This is a genomic window from Pseudoalteromonas sp. S2721, from assembly GCF_005887425.1.
Classification (GTDB): Bacteria; Pseudomonadota; Gammaproteobacteria; order Enterobacterales; family Alteromonadaceae; genus Pseudoalteromonas; species Pseudoalteromonas simplex.
The window spans coordinates 1-22,702 of sequence record NZ_PNCZ01000035.1 but is presented as its reverse complement, the minus strand read 5'-3'; the positions used below and the strand labels follow the sequence as shown (position 1 = coordinate 22,702).

The 22,702-nt window shown below is 40.6% G+C and carries 17 protein-coding genes; 8 read left to right on the top strand and 9 right to left on the bottom strand.

The genetic code is table 11. The annotated features are described in order from the left end of the window. Window positions 1-18: 18 nt before the first annotated feature. Both CWC02_RS13545 and add read left to right on the top strand, forming a co-directional pair. On the top strand, window positions 19-2,715 hold the full coding sequence (locus tag CWC02_RS13545; RefSeq protein WP_138618743.1) for a CHASE domain-containing protein: 2,697 nt from the start codon (window positions 19-21) through the stop codon (window positions 2,713-2,715). A gap of 103 nt (window positions 2,716-2,818) precedes the next feature. Next, a complete protein-coding gene (gene add, locus CWC02_RS13540) occupies window positions 2,819-3,820 on the top strand; it encodes an adenosine deaminase (protein ID WP_138618741.1) in 1,002 nt (333 codons plus the stop codon). Between the two features lie 9 nt (window positions 3,821-3,829). Here add and CWC02_RS13535 read toward each other — a convergent pair whose 3' ends face one another. The 4 genes from CWC02_RS13535 to CWC02_RS13520 all read right to left on the bottom strand — a co-directional run bounded on the left by CWC02_RS13535 (window position 3,830) and on the right by CWC02_RS13520 (window position 7,032). Next, on the bottom strand, window positions 3,830-4,246 hold the full coding sequence (locus CWC02_RS13535; RefSeq protein ID WP_054554669.1) for a CBS domain-containing protein: 417 nt from the start codon (window positions 4,244-4,246) through the stop codon (window positions 3,830-3,832). A 145-nt stretch (window positions 4,247-4,391) separates the two neighbouring features. After that, window positions 4,392-5,105 (bottom strand): NAD(P)H-flavin reductase, encoded by a 714-nt coding sequence (gene fre / locus CWC02_RS13530; protein ID WP_138618739.1) that lies wholly within the window; start codon window positions 5,103-5,105, stop codon window positions 4,392-4,394. Between the two features lie 87 nt (window positions 5,106-5,192). Further along, on the bottom strand, window positions 5,193-6,659 hold the full coding sequence (gene ubiD, locus CWC02_RS13525; protein WP_138618737.1) for a 4-hydroxy-3-polyprenylbenzoate decarboxylase: 1,467 nt from the start codon (window positions 6,657-6,659) through the stop codon (window positions 5,193-5,195). A gap of 85 nt (window positions 6,660-6,744) precedes the next feature. Continuing rightward, entirely contained in the window at window positions 6,745-7,032 is a 288-nt protein-coding gene (locus CWC02_RS13520) for an MliC family protein (RefSeq protein WP_138618735.1), read from the bottom strand. A 113-nt stretch (window positions 7,033-7,145) separates the two neighbouring features. Between CWC02_RS13520 and CWC02_RS13515 the strand changes: the two genes are divergently transcribed. Together CWC02_RS13515 and CWC02_RS13510 are read left to right on the top strand one after the other, a co-directional pair. Then, window positions 7,146-8,051 carry a DUF808 domain-containing protein gene (locus CWC02_RS13515; protein ID WP_138618733.1) on the top strand — a complete coding sequence of 302 codons (906 nt, stop codon included), beginning with the start codon at window positions 7,146-7,148 and terminating at the stop codon, window positions 8,049-8,051. A gap of 76 nt (window positions 8,052-8,127) precedes the next feature. Next, window positions 8,128-10,080, top strand: a complete 1,953-nt coding sequence (locus tag CWC02_RS13510) for an alpha/beta hydrolase family protein (RefSeq protein ID WP_138618731.1) — start codon at window positions 8,128-8,130, stop codon at window positions 10,078-10,080. A gap of 311 nt (window positions 10,081-10,391) precedes the next feature. On the opposite strand, the gene CWC02_RS13505 is transcribed toward CWC02_RS13510, so the two are convergent. Then, complete coding sequence (locus tag CWC02_RS13505) at window positions 10,392-11,348, bottom strand: tetratricopeptide repeat protein (RefSeq protein ID WP_138618729.1); 957 nt, start codon at window positions 11,346-11,348, stop codon at window positions 10,392-10,394. A gap of 187 nt (window positions 11,349-11,535) precedes the next feature. Between CWC02_RS13505 and dbpA the strand changes: the two genes are divergently transcribed. Then, window positions 11,536-12,924, top strand: coding sequence for an ATP-dependent RNA helicase DbpA (gene dbpA, locus CWC02_RS13500; protein WP_138618727.1), 1,389 nt, complete (start codon window positions 11,536-11,538; stop codon window positions 12,922-12,924). Between the two features lie 9 nt (window positions 12,925-12,933). Here dbpA and CWC02_RS13495 read toward each other — a convergent pair whose 3' ends face one another. Next, window positions 12,934-13,515 (bottom strand): DNA-J related domain-containing protein, encoded by a 582-nt coding sequence (locus tag CWC02_RS13495; protein WP_138618725.1) that lies wholly within the window; start codon window positions 13,513-13,515, stop codon window positions 12,934-12,936. Window positions 13,516-13,734: 219 nt separating this feature from the next. Here CWC02_RS13495 and CWC02_RS13490 point away from each other — a divergent pair, with 219 nt between their 5' ends. After that, the gene (locus tag CWC02_RS13490; RefSeq protein ID WP_249364110.1) at window positions 13,735-16,494 is read left to right on the top strand and encodes a tetratricopeptide repeat protein; all 2,760 of its coding nucleotides are present in this window, start codon (window positions 13,735-13,737) and stop codon (window positions 16,492-16,494) included. Here CWC02_RS13490 and CWC02_RS21075 read toward each other — a convergent pair. The 3 genes from CWC02_RS21075 to trxA all read right to left on the bottom strand — a co-directional run bounded on the left by CWC02_RS21075 (window position 16,467) and on the right by trxA (window position 19,647). Beyond that, entirely contained in the window at window positions 16,467-17,717 is a 1,251-nt protein-coding gene (locus CWC02_RS21075) for a methyl-accepting chemotaxis protein (RefSeq protein WP_138618721.1), read from the bottom strand. The two genes, CWC02_RS13490 and CWC02_RS21075, sit on opposite strands and share 28 nt — an antisense overlap. 162 nt (window positions 17,718-17,879) lie before the next feature. After that, window positions 17,880-19,139: a transcription termination factor Rho gene (gene rho / locus CWC02_RS13480; protein ID WP_054554678.1), complete on the bottom strand. Its 1,260-nt coding sequence runs from the start codon at window positions 19,137-19,139 to the stop codon at window positions 17,880-17,882. 181 nt (window positions 19,140-19,320) lie between these two features. Continuing rightward, window positions 19,321-19,647: a thioredoxin TrxA gene (gene trxA, locus CWC02_RS13475; protein ID WP_054554679.1), complete on the bottom strand. Its 327-nt coding sequence runs from the start codon at window positions 19,645-19,647 to the stop codon at window positions 19,321-19,323. A gap of 90 nt (window positions 19,648-19,737) precedes the next feature. Here trxA and rhlB point away from each other — a divergent pair, with 90 nt between their 5' ends. Together rhlB and gppA are read left to right on the top strand one after the other, a co-directional pair. Next, window positions 19,738-21,012, top strand: coding sequence for an ATP-dependent RNA helicase RhlB (rhlB, locus tag CWC02_RS13470; protein WP_054554680.1), 1,275 nt, complete (start codon window positions 19,738-19,740; stop codon window positions 21,010-21,012). A gap of 48 nt (window positions 21,013-21,060) precedes the next feature. Next, window positions 21,061-22,554 carry a guanosine-5'-triphosphate,3'-diphosphate diphosphatase gene (gene gppA / locus CWC02_RS13465; protein WP_054554681.1) on the top strand — a complete coding sequence of 498 codons (1,494 nt, stop codon included), beginning with the start codon at window positions 21,061-21,063 and terminating at the stop codon, window positions 22,552-22,554. Window positions 22,555-22,702 lie beyond the last annotated feature (148 nt).

Genomic DNA, 22,702 nt, shown 5'->3' with positions numbered 1-22,702 from the left:
CGGCAAAGGAGCAATGGCTTGAAAAACTTATTTACACTGACAATAAGTATTGCACTTGCTTACTTTCTTACAGGGTATTTAAGTAATTCTTTGCTGGCGATTGATGGTTATGCGGTTGCAGCGTGGCCGCCTGCAGGTATTGCGCTTGCCAGTATCTTACTGCTTCGAAATCGTGCTCTGCTAGGAGTTTTGCTAGGGGCGTTCTTTGTAAACCTTATTCACCTTGATAAAGTCACTGATATTTTTCACTGGCAAATGATGTTGCAAGCTATTGGTGTGACAAGTGCATCAACATTTCAGGCTTGGCTTGCCTATTACATTATAATTCATGTAGTTAAACGCCCGATTGAGTTATCGTCATTAAAGCAAAGTATGATTGGCTTAATGATAGGTGGCCCTTTGTGTAGCTTGATTGCAGCATCAATTGGCACCGGCTTATTGGTCATTAATAATGTTATTCCGAGTTATGCGGCGCTTAATAATTTTATCGCATGGTGGATTGGCGACAGCATTGGGGTGCTGATTTTCACACCATTAATTTTAGCGGCATTTAGTTACCACCACACTCGTCAACGGCTGCAAATCATTGTGCCGTCGTTATTAATTTATGTGGTTATTTGTGTCAGCTTTTATGGTGCAGCCAGTGTAAAAAAAGACAAAGACTTACAGCGCCAGCAAGCAAAAGTCAGTGCAATTCATACTAATCTTGAACACCAAGTTGATGAAATTAAATCGCATTTATCTTTATTAGCAACTTTTTTTGCTAGTAGTGACATGGTTGATTTTGATGAATTTAAGCGTTTTACAACAAGGCAACTACAATATAGCAAAGAAATCCTTGCCCTTGAGTGGGCACCTAAAGTTATTCACTCACAACTAAATAACTATCAAAGTCTACTGCGTGATGAACTGGGTGCTGATTACTACGTGAAAGAAAAAAATGCTGCAGGACAGTGGCAGCCGGTAAGTAAGCGAGCAGTCTATTTTCCGGTGCAATATATTCATCCATTAGTAGGGAACGAACCAGCGCAAGGCTTTGATTTGGCTTCAAGCGAGTTACGTAAACAAGCGTTAACTGACTCTCGGTTAATTAAAAATGTCACCGTCAGTGAGCCTATTACTTTGATGCAAGGTGATGGTAACGAAAAGGGCGTTTTATTCTTCAACCCTGTTTATTCAGACATTAATCATCAGGTCGGCTTTCGGGGTTATGTTGTTGCTGTGGTTAATTTAGAGTTGCTGGCACAAACACTAAATTTTAATCAAAATACTGAGATTGAAACCAGTTTTTTTGATGTTACCGATGGTACTAACCCTGTCGAGATTTACAGCCCAAACCGTGTTGGTACAACCGCTATTGCGAGCTTTAATTTTATTATTGGCGAGCGCGTTTGGCAGGTGAAATTATGGGAGTCAGTAGCGCAGTCGTCATGGCTGCCTTATTGGTTAGCGCAAATAGTCGGTATGCTGTTTGTTTGGTTATTGATCACATTTTTGATTTCAGTAACCGGTACTAATATTCAAATTCGTCAGCAAGTAGCGAAACAAACTCAAAGCCTTCGCGAAGAAAAACTAAAAGCCGATAAAGCCAGCCAAATTAAAAGTGAGTTCTTGGCGAATATGAGCCATGAAATACGCACACCTATTAATGGTATAAAAGGTTTGCATTATTTAGCAATGCAAGAGCCTGACTGGCAACAAGCCCGTGGTTATATTGATCAAGCCGATGGTGCATTGAATGTACTATTACGGGTAATCAATGATGTTTTAGATTTTTCTAAAATAGAAGCGGGGCGATTGGAGCTACATCAAGAACCCATCGATGTGAATGCGTTGGTTAATGAACTGACTAACTTATTGCAGTTTGAACTTAATTCCCGTGCTTTAAAGTTTAAGGTTGAGTTTGATGCATCTGCGCACTTATTGATCCACACCGACCCAATTCGTTTAAAACAAGTATTATTAAACCTGTTAAACAATGCGGTGAAGTTCACTCAAGAAGGCACGATTACATTACGTATTTGGCAGCAGGGTAAATTTACTTACTTTAGTGTTATTGATACTGGCATCGGCATCAGTAAAGAGGCGCAGCAGCGCCTGTTTAAACCATTCTCACAAGCCGATAGCTCAACCTCTCGTCGCTTTGGTGGCACAGGTTTAGGCTTGAGTATTTGCCAAAAACTCATTGTTATGATGGGAGGCGAGATAAGCCTCAGTAGCTCTGAGGGGCAAGGTTCAACGTTTACAATTTCGCTGCCATTTGAGTCCCCTCTTGAAGAGGTGATTCATAGCGACGATGAGTTAGCTGATATCGATGTGACAGCTGTTTCATTTGCTGGCGATACAATTCTATTGGTTGAAGATAACCCATTGAATCAACATGTGGCGAGTTCGATTTTAAAAACTAAAGGTTGCCAACCTGATATCGCTAAAGATGGCCACGAGGCTATTAAGATGATCAGTGAAAAAAGCTATGACCTTGTACTCATGGATATTCAAATGCCGAATATGGATGGCTTACAAGCGACTAAGGTTATTCGCAACGAGTTACTGATCACCGATTTACCGATTATTGGCTTATCGGCAAATGCCCACGATGATGATCTTAAGAAAGGTTTAGCCAGTGGTATGAATGGTTATTTAACTAAACCAATTGATGCTGATAAACTTTTTAAAACCTTGTGGCATTTTTTGCATAATGCTAGCGGCCATTAAAGCAGACATTTGACCTCAAAAAAGTAAATAAAATCATCTAAACTTGAAATATCGCCGTGGGTACGTATGATCCGCGCAAATTTACTGAACCTGAGTGCTAATTATGATCAATAACAAACTCCCTTTGCTTGATATTCACCGTCATCTAGATGGTAATGTTCGCCCACAAACGATCTTAGACCTTGGTCGTCAGTTTAATCTTGAATTACCTGCTGACAACATTGAAGCGCTTATTCCGCACGTACAGGTTATCGACCCTGAACCAAATTTAGTGGCATTTTTACAAAAGCTTGATTGGGGTGTAAAAGTACTGGGTGATTACGATGCTTGTCGTCGTATTGCTATCGAAAACGTTGAAGATGCGATTGCCCAAAACCTCGATTACGTTGAGCTTCGTTTTAGTCCATATTATATGGCGCAAAGCCAAGGCTTACACCCGCAAGGAGTTGTCGAAGCGGTGGTTGATGGTGTAAAAAGTGCGTGCCAAAACGCGCCAATTAAAGCTAACTTAATCGGCATCATGTCGCGTACATATGGCACCAAAATCTGTCAGCAAGAGCTTGATGCGCTACTTGCTTTTAAAAATGATTTAGTGGCGGTTGATCTAGCTGGCGATGAAATTGGTTTCCCGGGTGAGCTATTTGTTGATCACTTTAAACAAGTTCATGATGCATACTTAGCTGCCACGATTCACGCTGGTGAAGCACGCGGTAGCGAAAGCATTTGGCAAGCAATTAACGAGCTTGGTGCAACGCGTATTGGTCATGGTGTAAAAGCAATTGAAGATGCTGGACTAATGGATTACTTACGTGATAAGCGCGTTGGTATTGAGTCTTGCTTAACCAGTAACATTCAAACCAGTACTGTTGCTGAGCTTGCAAAACACCCGCTAAAAACCTTCTTAGACCATGGTATTTTGGCATCGATTAATACTGATGATCCGGCCGTTGAAGGTATTGAAATAGCGTATGAGTATCAAGTAGCAGCACCTGCGGCCGGGTTAAGCCAAGCCGATATGGAAAAAGCGCAAGCTAATGCGCTTGAAATTGCTTATTTAAGCGATGCAGATAAAGCGGCTTTAAAACAGTTAGCTGCTAATCGTTAAGCAGCTAACTTATACTTGGTGCTCTTGGCATGAAACGTAGTTTTCATATAATGCCTTGAGCACGTCACCTCGGCTGATCATGCCAACAACCTTACCACCCTCGATAACTGGGTAATTCTTTGGCTTACCCGTTTTCATGGCATCAGCCAACTCAATGATATTTTGATCGCTACTCACGGTAACAACATCGGTGCGCATGAGTTGTTTTACCTTTACCACGCCATCGCAGAAATAACTGTTTTGCATGAGCGGTTGCAGCAGCTCTTGTTCTGAAATAAAGCCAACTAAACTTTTGTTGTCATCGAATACAGGTGCGCCTAGTAATTTAAACTTTTGCAGCTCGCTAATCGCGGTGGTCATTTCAGTTTCAGGCGTAATGTGTGGCAACTTACGTTGCATAAAGTCTTGTACTTTTGTATTTAGCATTTGGGTCTCTCCCCATCGTTATTCTAAACAGAGTATGGTCAAGGAAATGCAGTTTGTGAAATCGTTTAGACGGATTAAGGCGATAGGTAAAACAAATAAAAAAGGCATCCAATTGGATGCCTTAAAAATAATCTGTATGAGTTAGTTATTTAATGAATGCAAATGCATCGGCGTACATGTTCTCACGTACCGCACCATGGTTAATAAAATCATCGCGAACCACGCCAATCATGTCGAAGCGGCCTGCCATGTAAATATCGTATGGTTCTAAAGACACGATATCTGCCATAACGGCCTTGTGGACGTAACCGGTTTTGCCAGTCCAGCTTTGCGGCGCATTTTCAACCACTGGAATGTATTGGAAATGTGGGTTGCTGTTTGCCCATGCTTGCATTTCATCATGAGCATAAAGCGCAGCTTGCTCACGAACACCCCAGTAAAATAATACAGGGCGCTCACAGCCAATTTCAGCAAGGTGATCAGCCATTGATTTGGCATAAGAAAAACCAGTACCGCCAGCAAGTAGAATAATTGGGCGCTCACCCTCAACTCGCAGCTGTGATACACCTAAACCCACTTCAACATTAACTTGCTGTTGCTCTGTATGTGCTTGACGTAAATGATCAAGCGCTTGCATTGCATACGAATCAGCACCTGCGGCACCAATATGTAGTTCAATTTGGTCAGTTTGCGAAGGGCGGCTTGCAATAGAAAAGGCACGCTTATCTTTTTCGCCTAATACAAGTTGCATATATTGGCCTGCCTCGAATGACACAGGTTGCTGTGGTTTCAAAATGACCTTATGTACGTGGTCTGTAAGCGGGCTGATCGCAACAACGTCAGCGAGTAATGTTTGCATAGTTTACCTTTATAAGCACAGAAGCAAATTCGGTTATGAATCGCACTCATAACCGTTAAATTTTGAGCAGTTTAACATAGTCACAGCCTAGAGAATATCTAAGCTGTCCCATAATTCATCAACACGTTCTTTGATTTTTGGATCCATAACAATGGGCTCACCCCATTCACGATCTGTTTCGCCTGGCCATTTATTGGTTGCATCCATGCCCATTTTTGAGCCAAGGCCCGAAACTGGCGATGCAAAATCTAAATAATCAATTGGCGTGTTTTCGATCATCGTCGTATCGCGAGCAGGGTCCATACGCGTTGTAATGGCCCAGATCACGTCGTTCCAATCACGTGCGTTTACATCATCATCGCAAACAATCACGAACTTGGTATACATGAATTGACGTAAGAAAGACCACACCCCCATCATCACGCGCTTGGCATGACCTGGGTATTGTTTTTTCATCGTGACCACAGCCATACGATAAGAACAGCCTTCAGGTGGTAGATAAAAATCTACAATTTCAGGGAATTGCTTTTGCAGAATTGGTACGAACACTTCGTTCAATGCAACCCCGAGTACTGCTGGCTCATCTGGTGGACGGCCAGTGTAAGTGCTGTGATAAATTGGGTTTTCACGATGTGTAATGTGAGTGACCGTCATCACCGGAAACTCGTCTACTTCGTTGTAGTAACCTGTGTGGTCGCCATAAGGGCCTTCTGGTGCTGTTTCACCTGGCATAATATAACCTTCAAGCACGAACTCTGCGGTAGCAGGCACTTGTAGGTCATTTGAAACCGATTTAACAACTTCAGTTTTACTACCGCGTAGTAAACCAGCAAATGCATATTCGCTTAGGGTGTCTGGTACTGGTGTTACAGCGCCTAAGATTGTCGCAGGATCGGCACCTAATGCGACAGATACAGGGTAAGGTTCGCCTGGGTGCTCTTTACACCATTCACGAAAATCTAATGCGCCACCGCGGTGCGATAGCCAACGCATAATAATTTTGTTTTTACCCAATAGCTGCTGACGGTAAATGCCTAAGTTTTGGCGCTTTTTATAAGGCCCTTTGGTAACCGTTAGACCCCATGTGATCAAGGGAGCAGCATCACCCGGCCAGCAATGTTGGATAGGCAGCTTAGTTAAGTCAACATTATCGCCTTCAAGTATAACTTGCTGACAAGGCGCTTTTTTTACTTCTTTAGCTGGCATATTCAGTACTTGTTTGAATACTGGGATTTGCCCTAGTGCCTCTTTAATGCCTTTTGGTGGCTCAGGCTCTTTTAGAAAAGCTAATAACTTACCAACTTCGCGCAGTTCACTGACATCATCTTGGCCCATACCCATCGCTACACGTTTGGGCGTACCAAAAAGGTTAGCAAGAACGGGAATGGTGTGACCTTTAGGGTTTTCGAATAACAGAGCAGGGCCTTCTGCACGTAACGTACGGTCGGCAATTTCGGTCATTTCAAGGTAAGGATCAATTTCTTGTTTGATTCGTTTTAACTCACCTTTTTGTTCTAATAACTCGATAAATTCGCGAAGATCTTTGTATTTCATTATAGCCGCTTAAACGCTGAATAAACTGTCGCTATTATACTCAAAACCACTGATTAAGCTAATTTAGCCACGAAAGCTTTTGCTATTACTGGGTTAAGCTACATTGGTACTTTTTACCTCTTAAAATCAGCATGGCTTCATCGCCTTTAGACCAAAACAGCACATTATCGGCACTGTATTTAACCCCAGAGCCGCTTACTTGGCGATTGAGTAAATATTCACTCTCCTTAAATGTCAGTCTGGCTTCATCGTCACTGTATTCAACAATACTGGCGCTGAGGGTCTCATCGCACAGATAGTTGCTCGGTGCACTTTGCTCAGCACATGCGCACAAGGTAACTAAAGCGAGCCCCGAGAGAAGTGGTTTAATCATAGAAACACCTCTATTTTTGAATGAGCTATAAGCCTAACAAAGAAAAATTAACCGTTGGTGAAAATGGCAGGATAAGTTATGTTGATAGTGTATTTAATGGGCAAGGAAAAACCATGGCAGGCACAAATTTACTAACCTTACTTGATGATATTACAACACTTTTAGACGACATTGCGACGATGAGTAAAGTCGCAACAAAAAAAACAGCAGGGGTGTTAGGTGATGACCTCGCGCTTAATGCTCAGCAAGTTACAGGGGTAACTGCCGATAGAGAGTTGCCAGTGGTTTGGGCTGTGGCAAAAGGCTCGTTTATCAACAAAGCCATCTTAGTGCCCGCAGCGTTATTGATTAGTGTTTGGTTGCCTTGGTTAATCACTCCGCTGTTAATGGTTGGCGGGCTGTTTTTGTGTTTTGAAGGTGCAGAGAAAATTATCGAAAAGCTGTTTGGTCACGCTCAACAAGAAGATGAAAGTGTGGTTGAACAACAAGACTTACAAGAATACGAAAAGCAAAAAGTAAAAGGGGCGATCCGTACTGATTTTATCCTCTCTGCAGAAATTATAGTGATAACGCTAGGTACGGTTGCTGGCGCAACACTGGTGAATCAAGCTTTAGTGCTCAGTGTAATCGCAATTATTATGACCATTGGCGTGTATGGGTTAGTAGCTGGGATTGTTAAACTTGATGATGCTGGTTTGTATTTACTGCAAAAAGCGCAACAAAGTGGCGGTAAGTTTAAAGAGCTTGTCGGTAAGTTTTTACTTGCAGCTGCACCTAAGTTAATGCGCTTTTTAGCCTTTGCAGGAACGGTTGCTATGTTCTTAGTTGGCGGTGGCATATTGGTACATGGGCTCCCTGTTTTGCATCACGCCAAGCAGGGTAGCACCGAGTTTGTAACGGATTTAGTTGGCAAAATGGGGGAGCTGGCTACGCCGATTTTATTTGATGGTTTATTGGGTGTTTTGGCTGGAGTTTTGATTGTTGTATCTATTAATCTTTACAAGAGGATTTCAAAGTAGTAATTATGCTTGGAGTGTATACCAACTGTTAATTTTTTAGTAATTTATTTAACAAGTTAAATGTAAAAGGAATTTTATGAATAGATTAATAATAGTTTTTTCCTATTTGCTAATTAGTCTCTGTGCTAATGCAAAAACTGAATTACTTGATATTCAAAACTTTAGTAAAGCAAGTGAATTCACAGGTGTTAAAATATCTCCTACTGGTAAGTATTTAGCAGTAATCACACAACCTGAAGGCAAGAATGCTTTAATGATACTGGATACAGATACATTTAAAGTTCTTCATGCCATCCACTTTCCTGGTAATGCGCAAGTCGGTAACTATTACTGGGTAAATGAAGAGCGTATTGTATTAGCTAAAGAGTATCTAAAAGGTTGGAAAGATCATCCTGAATACCATGGTGAGTTGTTTGGTGTAAACGCAGACGGCAGTCAAGGGGAGTATTTGATTGGTTATCAAGGTGAAAGGCAAACAGGGACGAGGATTAAAAAGGCAACTCCTGTATTAGGGACCTCTTATGTACTTGATCCACTGGTAGAAAATAAGCGTAAAATGTTGGTTTTAACCATTCCATGGACAGCTGCTAATGAGCCTCATACAATTGTATATGAAGTAGATGTCTATCGAGGGTCAAGAAAAAGGATTACACGCTCCCCTTCAAGAATGGCTAGTTTTCTAACTGACCATGAAGGCAACGTAAGAGTATCAGCTTCGAATGATGACTATCTTAATCCAAAAATATATATCAGACCTAAGTCAGGTGGTGAGTGGGAAGAGCTCAATTTAAAGGATGTTTCATATAGTGATGTGGGGTTACATACCTTTGATAACACAGATGAAACTGCTTATGTGACGGCTTCTGTTAATGGAGAAGCTAAAGGGCTTTATAAATTAAATCTTAAAACTAAACAATTTGACCTAATTCACAAAGAAAAAAGTGTTTCACCAAAGCAAGTGTGGGTGGATGAAGTATCAAAAGAGCTTTTTGCTGTCGAGCATGAATTAGGCTATCCAACCTATACATTTGTAGGTAATAACTCTAAGAAAAGCCAGCAATTGAAGGCTCTTTTAAAAGTGCTTGAGGGTCAGCAGGTTCAATTAGTTAGCAGTACCGTAAATGGTGACAAGAGCGTCATTTTTGCCTCAAGTGACACTAATCCTGGCAGTTATTACTTATTTGATGCTAAAACTAATAATCTCGGTTTTCTATTCTCATCCAGAAGTTGGATTAAACCTAGTCAAATGGCGATTACAAAGCCTATCAATTTTACAGCACGTGATGGACTAGCTATCTACGGTTACTTAACTATTCCAAATAATGCTGAAGAAAAAAACTTACCATTAGTAGTAATGCCGCATGGGGGTCCTCATGGTCCAAGAGATTGGTGGGGATATGACTCAACAGCTCAGCTTCTTGCGAGTAGAGGAATTGCTGTACTAAAGGTTAACTTTCGTGGCTCAGGTGGCTTTGGACGAAATTTTGAACGTGCCGGCCATCGCAAGTGGGGACAGGAAATACAATACGATATTATAGATGGTGTAAAATATCTTATTTCAAGCGGTATTGCTGATAAAGGTAACATTTGCATTATGGGGGCCAGCTTTGGTGGATATTCCGCGTTACAAAGTGCGATCTTGGAACCTGATATGTTCCAGTGTGCGATTGGAGTTGTAGGTGTATATGATTTACCACTCATGTTTGATGAGGGAGATGTATCTGAGCGTGATAGCGGGCAACGTTTTCTAAAAGTGGTATTAGGCGAGGATGAAGAGCAACTAAAGCGTTTTTCACCAAGCTACAATATAGAAAAGTTAAAAGCTCCAGTATTAATTTTTCATGGTGGGGAAGATCGAAGGGCGCCTATCGAGCAAGCTGAGTCTTTAATTTCGGCTTTTAAAAAAGAGAATCATCCCTATATTTATGAGCTATTAGATGATGAAGGCCACGGTTTTTATAAAGAAGAGCACCGCACTCTTTACTATAAAAAAGTATTGGCTTTTTTAGATGATCATTTAAAGCTTTAATGAAAAGTGCCGGCGAGCAAGCTCGCCGGCAAGGATTTAGCACGGGAACGTAAGCGTGCTAGTGTGCAAGGTCTTCCTTTAAGTTGTACAAACTCAAAAGATGGTTCGTTCATTAAGCAATGAAGCCTAGTTGCAATTTAAAACAGAGCAGGGAGAGTGACTCTGTTATTGCTAATAAGCATTTATAAAACCAACAAAGTAATATAAATACTGTGCCATACAAAAATGTTATAACATAACAAAGTTAAAGTAAATAGCGAGAGTCATATTATTAGGCTGGTTTCTTCTGTGTGATATTTATGGGTAACAGATTATTGAGTATTCAACTTACTACAATCGTAACTCAAGCATAGCTCTGCGAGCTCAACCTTTGCTTTAGGATTCCCTTGTAAGGTGGCTTTGTTGAGCCAGTAAGCTGCTTTTTCGTTATTCACATTTGTCCCTTGGCCATCACGATACATCTGACCCAAGTTTAATTGCCCCCATGAATAACCATCTTCCGCAGACAGGGTAAAACTTTTCAACGCTTCTTCGTATAAGCCATCTTTGAAGTAAGTGATCCCTTCCTGATTATGTTTATCGAGCTTAACGCCCGTATATAAAGGCTTAGGTCTAGGCGGGTGCATAACAAAACCACCAAATAAACTATAAAGCTCAGGTCGCATAATCTTATATATGCTGCCTTCATCATAAAGCTGCTGTATTTGTGATTTACTGAAAGTCAGGGTTTTACTAGAAAAGTAATCATCTTGAACTAGCATGCTGGTTCGCATCGCAATCTCGATGTCTTTATTGTACTTGTAAGTGTAGTTAGCAACTCTAAAAGTCATGCTCTTGTCATCCAATTCAACGAGCTGAGCTACTTTTAGGTTATTAATACGTTTTGGTTTGCCAGTAAACTTATCTGAATAGACAAAATAGGTATCAAACAACTTTGGCTCGTTTAGGTAAGTTTGCTCGTTCTCAGTTTGTTCATTCGCCCCGATTAATGCTTTTGCTAATAGGTAAACGATGATGAATAGGCCAATAAAGTACTTTATAAACGACGCTAACTCTAAGGCGGGCAATGAATACCAAGGTGCAGGAGTAACATAGCCACAGTCATCACATTGTCTTTGATAATTAATAGAAAGTGGCATGATGGGCAAAATAGTAAAGCGCAAAACTTTACTGTGATTGCTTAAAGAATAATGTTCACTATGGCAATGTGGACACGTTTTTTGTTTTTTATAAAAAACATCAGCGGGTGCGGTATTAAATAGAAGCATCGTTTCTTCCTGAATATTGCTATCAATAAACTAGAACAAATGCAGAGAGTTAGAAAGCACCAAACTGTAAGCAAATATGAATTAAATATGCTGAACAATGTTTTCGTTTAGAGAAACAGCACATTCTCTGCTATGATCCACAGCATCTTCGAGGATGTCCCTCAATTATCAAGTTTGGAATATTACTGTGACCGCTACTGCTTTTTCATCTTTGACTTTGCCGCAAGAGTTAACCGATAACTTATCAACTTTAGGTTATACGCAAATGACGCCTGTGCAAGCGCAAAGCTTGCCAGTGATCTTGCAAGGCAAAGATATTATTGCCCAAGCTAAAACCGGGTCGGGTAAAACGGCTGCATTTAGTCTAGGTGTGCTGGCTAAGTTAAATGTGAAACGCTTTCGTATTCAGTCTCTCATTTTATGTCCAACCCGAGAATTAGCAGAGCAGGTAGCGGAAGAAGTTCGTAAGCTAGCCCGTGGTATTCATAACATTAAAGTTTTAACCTTATGTGGCGGTGTGTCTATTGGTCCACAAATTGGCTCATTAGAGCATGGTGCGCATATCATTGTTGGCACGCCAGGTCGTGTTGATGACCATATTCGCAAAGGCACATTGCGCTTAAATGATGTTGAAACCTTGGTGTTAGATGAAGCTGATCAAATGCTAGATATGGGTTTCCAAGATACCCTTGATGCTATTGTTGAGAGTATTCCAAATCAACGCCAAACATTATTGTTTAGTGCGACTTATCCAAAATCAATTGCTGCGATAGCTGAGCGAGTGCTTAGCAACCCTGAAATGATTAAGGTAGAAGAAGAGCAAACAAAAAGCACAATCAAGCAATACTTTTATAAGCTAGATAACAACAAACAGCGCTTTAATACATTGAAGCTGTTGTTATTAAAGTTCCAACCAGAAAGCTGTGTGGTTTTTTGTAACACCAAGGTTGAAACTCAACAGATTTGTGATGACCTTTATGCTGAAGGGTTTAGTGCGGTTGCCTTACACGGTGATTTAGATCAACGTGAACGTGAGCGCACTTTAATTCGCTTTGCTAATAAAAGTGCCTGTATTCTGGTTGCAACGGATGTTGCTGCGCGTGGCTTAGATATCAACGATATGGACATGGTAGTGAACTACCACCTCGCGCATGACCCTCAAACCCATGTACACCGTGTTGGTCGTACTGGTCGAGCAGGTAAAAAGGGTATTGCATGTTCTATTTATGGTGAAGCAGAGCAATTTAAAGTGGCACAAATTGGCGACCACTATGAGCGCGACTTTGACCCTGAACCAATTCCGCCATTTAGCTTGCTCGAAAAGCCTGCTTATAAGCCAACCATGGCTACCATTATGATTGATGCCGGCAAGAAGCAAAAAATTCGTGCCGGTGATATTTTAGGTGCATTAACTGGTAAAGAGGGAATTGCCGGTCATCAGGTAGGTAAAATTAACGTACTTGATAATGTGGCCTTTATTGCTGTTGAGCGAGCAGCTGCAAAACCTGCATTACGCAAATTGACCGAAGGTAATATTAAAAAGCGCAAGATCCGTGCGCGACGTTTGAGTCGGTAATCTGGTTAATTATGAGCAGCTAGCTTTAAGCTGCTCATATTCGAGTTGTATTTTCTTAAACTCAATTGCACAGCCTTGGCGGTCTGGGTGGTGTTTTAGCGCCAGTTGTCGCCAACGCTTTTGTAACTGTTTTTCCGAAAAATCAGTAGGTAGCTGCCACGCTTGTTGTAATTGTAATAGCTGCTGCTGAGGTAATGAGTGAATCCCCTTCTTTGTGCTAAATGAAGAAAAGCGCTGCCAAAAATCAGTTAACAACGCATCAATTTCATCGCTTGTTGTATCAAAGTTTTGCCAATCTAAATAATAACCCCGTAGCGGGTCATGACTTTCTAATGCGTTACTTGTTTGCTTACTAATAAGTTCAATATGTAAAGAGGCAATCTCTAGCTGTTGCTCTGGCGCAAGTTGTGCTTGCAGTTGATACAAGCCATTCATAACTAAAAAGTTGCGTTTAAACAGATCTTTTTGTGGGTCTGCGTCTAATGATTCTATTTTTCCAGATTCACTAAGTGCGCTGGCAAGCGTATGAACCTTCCAAACAGGCTGTTCCAAAAGGAGGTAAAAAATCTCATCAATCAGTGGGTTAACCATTGTTCGCAGGCCTGACTTTGGTGTAATCTAAATGTATGTACGCTATCACAGCTAAACAATTGAAACTACAAAGTTGCTCTGAGATAAATATTTAGCATTATAAAATTAGCATAAAAAGCCAAGTATAAGATTAGGGATATTAAATATATGCTCGCACCTACACGTTTAAGCATACTTTGTTCAGCGTTTTTTTGCTGTTTTTTCGTTATGCCCTTCAATTTGGCTGCAAATTCATTATTTGAGCAATTCACACAACAAGAACAATGGGAAGATAAGCATCAACTAGGGTTACAGTTAATTTCACAAGGTTCACTGAGTAATGAGCAAACTCTTGAAGTTTATATGCAATTAGCCGATTTAGCATTAGAGAAAGATTTATTTTCTAAAGCAATTGAAAATTACCAAAAAGTTGAGTTATCTACATCATTTGATACCAATCCGGAGCGTTTCTTTCGTGCAATAAAAATGCAAGGAGTGACCTACTATTATCAAGGTTTGATGCAACAGGCGCTAATAGCGTACTTAAAAGCGATACCTTTTGCTGAAAAAATGCCTGACCCACTAGCTAAAGCCAATTTAATGAGCAACATTGGTCTCGCTTATTTTGATATGTTTAATTTGAATCAAGCTTTAAATTACTACAAACAGGCCAAAGATATTTATGAGCAACATGGTAGTGAGCAAGATAAAGCTGATATTTTGCATAACATTGCCGGAATATATATTCGACTTTCAAGTTACGAAGTTGCTCTTGAAATGTACAGAGAAACATTAAATATATTCCAAAGTTTAGGTGATATGGATGGTGTCGCTCAATCCTATGGAAATATGGGGGTAGCTTATTCTGAGCTTGGACAGTATCAACTCTCTTTGCATTATTATCAGCGTGCTTTGCGCTATTATCAAGAAACAAATAACGCCTATTTCTTGTCTTCTCGCCATGGCAACATTGCTAATGTTTATTTGCGCACGGGTGATTTAGAGCTTGCCTTAAGCCATGCCGAAAAAGCGATTGAGTTTGCAAAAAAAATTGACAACAAAGCCTTAGAGTTGGCCGGCGTGTTGTCACAAGCAAAAATTGAATTGTTACAGAATAAATTAACAAAAGCTGAATCCACTTTAACTACTTCAGTACAGATGGCAAAGGAGTACAAAGACGATTTACGTGTTCAAGATGGTATGGGAATGATGGCTTTAATTAAAGCAGGTCAAGGTGATTTTGCTACAGCCGTTGCGAATTTTGATAAGTTTGTTCGTTCATTTAACTCTGTTCAAAATGCCAAATTATTAAAGTCGATGGGAGAGTTACAAAGCCAGATACAAGCAACTCAGCTCAATCAAGAAATAATCGAACTAAAGCAACGTCAACAAGTACAAGATCTCGAAATGTCCAAACAACGACAGTTGGGCATTATGCTATTCATCTTATTCGTTATGCTGGTGGTAACAGGTATTACTGTATACCGTCGTAGTATTGAAAAAGGCGCTAAAGAGCAGCTTTCTTTAATGGTGGCAAAACGAACAAAAGAACTTGAAGAAACAGCAGAAAAATTGCGCAGAGCTAACGAAATAAAGAGTCAATTTTTAGCAAATATTAGTCATGAAATTCGTACGCCGCTAACTGCAATTTTAGGGCAAACAGATAATTTAATTAATGGTTATTATAAACCAGAGCACTTAAATGATGAACTTGCTGTTATCCAAAAACAAAGTGATCATTTAAAAGAGCTAATAAATGACGTGCTAGATATCAGTAAAATTGAAGCTAACAAGCTAGAGCTTAGCCTAAAAGAGGGGGATTTAGTTCGGTTGCTTACTGATGTCCATTCTATGCTTAGTGGTCAGGCTAAAGATAAAGGGTTGAACTTTGCATTTCATAATGAACTTGGTGAGCAATATTATAGCTTGCTCGACTTTACCCGCATTAAACAAATCCTTATTAACCTGTGTGCAAATGCAATTAAGTTTACAAACCAAGGCGAAGTTGAGTTAAAGGTTTCGCGTGTTGAGCAAGGTGTGTGGTTTTATGTCACCGACACTGGTATTGGCATGAATGCCGAGCAACTGAAGCAAATATTTGACTGCTTTAGCCAAGGTGACAATAGTATTAGTCGCCGTTTCGGTGGTACTGGACTTGGATTAAGTTTATCGCAACAGCTTGCAATGATGATGGGTGGTTATATAAGTGTTGAAAGTGAGCTGAACCAAGGTAGCGTGTTCTCATTTTACTTACCTTGTAAAGAGTATATACCAAGCTCTGACATCATTGAGCCTGCAAAACTCGAACAACATGCTGCCAATGGCTTATCTGGCAAAGTGCTGCTAGCTGAAGATCATCCAGATAACCGCCGTTTAATTTCTCGCTATTTAGAATCTATGGGACTTGAGGTGATTGCTGTAGAAAATGGTGAGCAAGCCGTTGAGCAGTGTTTAAAGGAGTTTCCCGATGTCGTGTTGCTTGATATTCAGATGCCAGTGCTTGATGGTTTAAGTGCGCTTAAACTATTACATGAATGTGGGTTTACACAGCCTGTATATGCGTTAACGGCTAATGCTATTAGTCACGAAATCGACGGTTATCTTCAAGCGGGATTTACAGGTTATCTTGCTAAGCCAATTGATAAAAAGGTGTTTTACACGCAACTTGCTAAGCATTGTAAGAAGGACGCCGTTACAATTAAGTCTCAGCATGATATGAGCGACTTAGTCGCTAGTTTTATTGCAAGTTTCGAGCACGAAAGCGCCTTAATACAACAACACTTTGCTGCTGATAAATACTTCGATTTGCAGCAGGATGCGCACCGCATTGGTGGTGCTGCAAAAATGTTTGCGTTAGATGAGGTGGCAGTGAGTGCAATGGCGCTTGAGTCTGCACTAAAACAGCAAAAATTATCAGGCTTAACTAGCCTAGTTGCTCAGTTGCTTGAGCAGCTACATTGTGCTGCTGTAAGTCAAAATAACTCAATCTCTCCATCTTGATGATTTTTAGAAGAGTCGCTAGTTTGGATACGATCGCGATTTATACGCTGATTAGTATCGATATCTGGGTGAGCAATATGAAACAAAGACAGTTTGTCATCTATAGCGTGAGCTAAGCTAACTAAATCCTTACTGGACACAGCTTGAATTTGCGAACTTGAAAGTGCGTCTGAGTTTAATTCTACCATTGCATCAATACTAGCCTGGGCTTCGTCAGACATAGTACTTTGTATTGCGACTTGCTCATGAACGCCCTCTGAGTAGTTGCTGATAGCTAACATAGCCTGCTCTATTTTATTTGTTTCTTTTGTCGTTGCATCAGATAACTGTACTGTATTTTCAGCTTCCTTGAGAGCTGTTTGCATCAGTTGATTTGCAAGTTTGGTGCTGTGTTGAATTTTAGCTACCATTTCACGCACTTCTTGGGTCGATTTACTCGTTCGTGCAGCTAAGTTTCTTACTTCATCTGCGACAACTGCAAAGCCTCGACCTTGCTCACCAGCGCGGGCTGCTTCAATTGCCGCGTTTAATGCCAAGAGGTTAGTTTGATCTGCGATGCCATTTATTACATCAATAATTGAGCCTATGGCATCACTGTCTTGTTTCAGTAATAAAATTTGTTCGCTTGTGAGATTTATATTATCAGCAAGTTTAATAAGGCTTGCTTGGCTTTTATCTGAATCAGAACGAGTTTGTTGAACTGATTCTGTCGCAGCCAAAACCGACTGAAAGATTTCTTTCAAGCTATGATCAAGCTTTCTTGACACTTCAATCGTTCGATTTATTGTATTGGCTAAATCAATTCCATGTGCATTTTGTATTGTGGCTTTTTGAGTCATTGAGGCATAGGTGTCTCGCAGAGCATCTGCCATAGGAAGAAGCCGCGCAGATGAAGCCGAAACTTCACTAAGTAAATGCTCGACCATGGTTAGACTTGCATTTAATGCGTGACAGACCTCAGGTAATTGGCTGTCACTTTCATTAAACCGAAAAGTGAAGTCGATGCCATCTTTCGTTGTTATACAAGATACAAAATATTTAAGGTAGTCCTTTTGTTTGTCATTATTTTTATGTAGATAAATGATTAATAGCGACCAAGGAATGGCTGAAACTAAGCCAAAAATGACTATTTCTTTAATAGATGAGTTGAAAATGATAAAGCTGGTAATACTGCCAATTAAGCTAACTACAAATAGAATAATTGCAATTTTTAAATGCGACATAGAGGATCCTTACCTTTATATCTAATCATTTATAGAACAATTATTCTTCAAATACCAATAAACTTATTCTGTAAAAGTATAACTTTTAAAGTGTTATGTGCTTAGTTTTAGGCAAAAAAAATGCCTGTATTAAACAGGCACTTTTTAAAAACTTAGTAATCGTTACTGTCGTTTCATTGAGTCAAAGAATTCATCATTGGTTTTGCTCATCGAAAGCTTATCAATTAAGAATTCCATTGCGTCAATTTCTGACATCTCATGAACGATCTTACGTAAGATCCACATCTTCTGTAGTTCATCAGGTTTAGTAAGTAACTCTTCGCGACGCGTACCAGAGCGGTTAAAGTCAATCGCTGGGAATACACGCTTTTCGGCAATCTTACGATTTAAGTGTAATTCCATGTTACCTGTACCTTTGAACTCCTCGTAGATAACTTCGTCCATCTTCGAACCAGTATCGATAAGAGCCGTTGCGATAATTGTTAAGCTACCGCCTTCTTCTACGTTACGAGCTGCACCAAAGAAACGCTTTGGTTTGTGTAATGCGTTTGCATCAACACCACCGGTTAATACCTTACCAGATGAAGGGATCACCGTATTGTAGGCACGAGCAAGACGTGTGATTGAATCAAGTAAGATAACCACGTCTTTTTTATGCTCAACAAGGCGTTTTGCTTTTTCAATTACCATCTCGGCAACTTGAACGTGACGACTCGCCGGTTCATCGAACGTTGAGGCAACTACTTCACCTTTTACAAGGCGCTGCATCTCTGTAACTTCCTCTGGACGTTCGTCGATAAGAAGAACCATCAGTTCACAATCAGGCTGGTTGTAGCTGATCGATTGCGCAATGTTTTGCAGTAGCATGGTTTTACCCGCTTTCGGCGGAGCAACGATAAGCGCACGTTGACCTTTACCAATTGGTGATGCTAAATCAAGTACACGTGCTGTGATGTCTTCAGTGCTACCGTTACCACGCTCCATACGTAAACGTTCGTTTGCGTGTAGTGGGGTAAGGTTTTCAAATAGGATTTTTGTGCGAGAGTTTTCAGGTTTGTCGAAGTTTACTTCATTTACTTTTAATAGTGCGAAGTAACGTTCGCCGTCTTTAGGTGGACGAATAAGGCCTGAAATTGAGTCACCAGTACGCATGCTGAATCGACGGATTTGACTCGGTGATACATAAATATCATCTGGGCCGGCTAAGTAAGATGCTTCTGATGATCTTAAGAAACCAAAACCATCTTGTAAGATCTCTAGTACACCGCCGCCATAGATGTTTTCACCGCTTTTAGCGTGCGCTTTAAGGATGGCGAAAATGATGTCTTGTTTTCTTAAACGGGCTACGTTTTCGAGCCCCATGGACTCAGCTAAGTTTACAAGCTCTTTTATAGACTTGTCTTTTAATTCGCGTAAATGCATATTGGTGGGTTCTTTATTACAATTGTCATACTCAAAATCATCGTTTGATACATGAGTGAGGTTTGTTGGTATAACTAAGGATTAGTTGGCTTTATAAACTAGCAGGTCACTAGCAAGGCGTCCAGTCTTTAAACAAAATAAAGCTAAAAAAAGGGCAAAAAGCCCTTTTTTTATATTTTCATTAGATGTTGTTTTCTAAAAACTCTACTAATTGAGTCTTAGAAAGAGCACCAACTTTAGTTGCTGCAACTTGGCCATCTTTGAAAAGAAGTAATGTAGGGATACCACGGATACCGAACTTTGGTGGTGTGCCTGCATTCTGGTCGATGTTAAGTTTACCAACGGTAACTCGGCCATCAAACTCGCCAGCTACTTCGTCAAGAATAGGGGCGATCATTTTACAAGGTCCGCACCATTCAGCCCAAAAATCAACAAGTACAGGTTTGTCTGATTGTAGTACGTCAGCTTCAAAGCTATCGTCAGTTAATTGAATAATTTTCTCGCTCATTGCGATCTCCGATTAGTTAGGCGAAATATTTAATGCGTATTTAAACACTCTTGTTTCTTATTGCAAGTTTAAACGTTATGCTTAAACGCTATGACTAAGACACATTTGACCGATAAAAAGTTTTCAGACTTTGCTATCGCACCGGAAGTGGTTGCCGGTTTAACCGAAAATGGGTTTGAATATTGCACACCCATTCAAGCAAAATGCCTACCTTTTATTTGTGAAGGCCGCGATATTGCGGGCCAAGCGCAAACAGGTACGGGCAAAACGTTGGCGTTTTTAACCGCCACGTGCCATCGGTTATTACAATCTAGCAAAGCATCTAGTAAACATCCAAGAGCCCTGATCATGGCCCCAACAAGGGAGCTGGCGATTCAGATACACAAAGATGCAAAAATTTTAGCGCCACACTGTAATCTTAACTTAGGATTAGTATATGGTGGCGAAGATTACGAAAAACAACGTGCACAACTAGAAAAAGGCGTTGATATTTTAATTGGGACTACTGGACGCCTTATCGATTTATACAAGCAGGGCTGTTATACCCTCAATGAAATCGAGGTTGTAGTGCTTGATGAAGCAGATCGTATGTTCGATTTAGGCTTTATAAAAGATATTCGTTATATGTTTAGACGTATGCCAGAAACGTCTGAGCGATTAAACCTATTATTCTCTGCAACCTTGTCATATCGTGTGCAGGAATTAGCGTTTGAACATATGACTAATCCAGAGCATGTACAAGTTGAACCTGATGTAAAAACAGGTAAACGTATTCAAGAAGAGCTATTCCATCCATCGCAAGATGACAAAATTAAGTTACTGTTAACTTTAATTGAAGAAGAATGGCCAGATAAAGCGATTGTGTTTGCAAATACGAAACACAGTTGTGAGAATGTTTATGCATGGATGAAAGCCGATGGTCACCGAGTTGGATTATTAACCGGTGATGTAAACCAGAAAAAGCGTCAATCAATTTTGGCTCAATTTACCAAAGGCGATTTAGACTTTTTAGTAGCAACAGACGTTGCAGCTCGTGGTTTGCACATCCCAGAAGTAAGTCATGTATTTAATTTTGATTTGCCAGATGATTGTGAAGACTATGTACACCGTATTGGTCGTACCGGACGTGCAGGTGCATCAGGACACGCTATTAGCTTTGCCTGTGAACAGTACGCCTATAATCTCCACGAAATTGAGCAATACATAGAACACAGCATTCCATTATCACATTATGATAAAAGTGCATTGCTTGATGATTTAACTAAGCCTACTATTCAGAAAAAGCGGAACTATTCTACAGGCCCACGTAATCGTAATAACAACGGACGTCGACCAAATAATAGTTACCAGAAATCGCGGTCGTGATAAACGGCCGTTATTGAAGACTTAGTAGTAACTAGAGGTTTTTGAACGGTGGGGCAACTTCAACCGCAAAAAAATGTGTATGCAGTAATCGACTTAGGATCAAATAGCTTTCATATGCTGATCGCTAAATCGATTGCTGGCGGTCTGCAAACGATCGGTCGAGTAAAACGTAAAGTAAGGCTTGCTGCAGGGCTTGATGAAAACAACGTCCTTAGCACTGAAGCCATGCAACGAGGTTGGGAATGCCTAGCCTTGTTTGCTGAACGTCTACAAGACATACCAAAGAAAAACATCACAATTGTTGCGACCGCAACATTACGTCTTGCTACTAATGCTGATGTATTCAAGCATAAAGCTGAACAGATCCTTGGTCATAAAATCAATGTTATCAGCGGTGAACTAGAAGCTAAGACAATCTATAAAGGCGTGGCGCACACCTCTGCTTGTAGCGGTAAACAACTGGTTATCGATATTGGCGGAGCCAGTACCGAAGTTGTTATCGGTCAGGGTTTTGATGCACTGCATTATAAAAGTCTACACATGGGCTGTGTTACCTTCCTAGAACGCTACTTCAAAGATCAAAAGCTCAGTAACGAAAACTTTGCTGCTGCAATTAAAGCTGCAAGTGAAGTGGTTGCAGAAATTGTCGATGAATACCAAGCAACCGGATGGCAAATTGCGAGCGGTGCGTCAGGCACAGTGCAAGCGATCCAAGAAATCATGGTTGCACAAAACCAAGATGAGCTTTTAACGCTTGATAAACTTCTCGCTATTAAAGAGCAATCAGTGCAATTTGAAACGATTGCTGATCTTGAGCTTGCTGGCTTGAGTGAAGAGCGCCGCCTAGTGTTTGTTTCTGGCCTCGCTATATTAATCGCCTTGTTTCAATCGCTAGATATAAAACAAATGGGTCTTGCGCGCGGTGCATTGCGTGAAGGTGTTTTATATAGCATGGTGCCAGAGCTTCATAACCACGACATCCGCAAACGTACAGTTGATGGTTTAATGAATCGCTATCATGTAGATCAAAAACAGGCTTGTCGTGTTGCGCAACTTGCGGAGCAGTTGGCTAAAAGCGTGATGGGGCAATGGCAATCGATCGATGAAAATGCAATTGCATTGCTAAGGACAGTAGCAAAATTGCACGAGATAGGCTTACTCATAGAGTATAAGCTTTATCATAAGCACACGGCTTACATTATAGAAAACACAGATATGCCAGGATTCTCGCAATCTGAGCATAAACTGATTACTGCTGTTGCTAGTGAGCATCGCGCTGATCTTGTTAAAAACAGTTTTGCTCACTTGGGCTGTCATCAAGTACTCGCAGAATGCTTAACAAGAGTTGTGCGGATCGCTGTGATCTTATCAATGCGTCGCCAAGATGATGTACTACCAGCGATTGATCTCAGTGTTAATGAAAACACCCTTACACTGACATTTGATGGTGATTGGTTAAAATATCACCCATTAATGGCCAGTGAGCTGCAACTAGAGTCCAAGCTACAAGCAAAAGTAGGTTGGAAGCTCATAGTAAAATAACGTTAAAAGGCCCTTCGGGGCCTTTTTTAGTGCTATTTTTACCCGTTTCGTTCGTATTTTGCGCGAACAGTCATTTTTTTCATAAAAACTTCAAAAAACAGTTGATCTCAATTCGGATCTCCCTATAATGCGCATCCTCGTACAACGC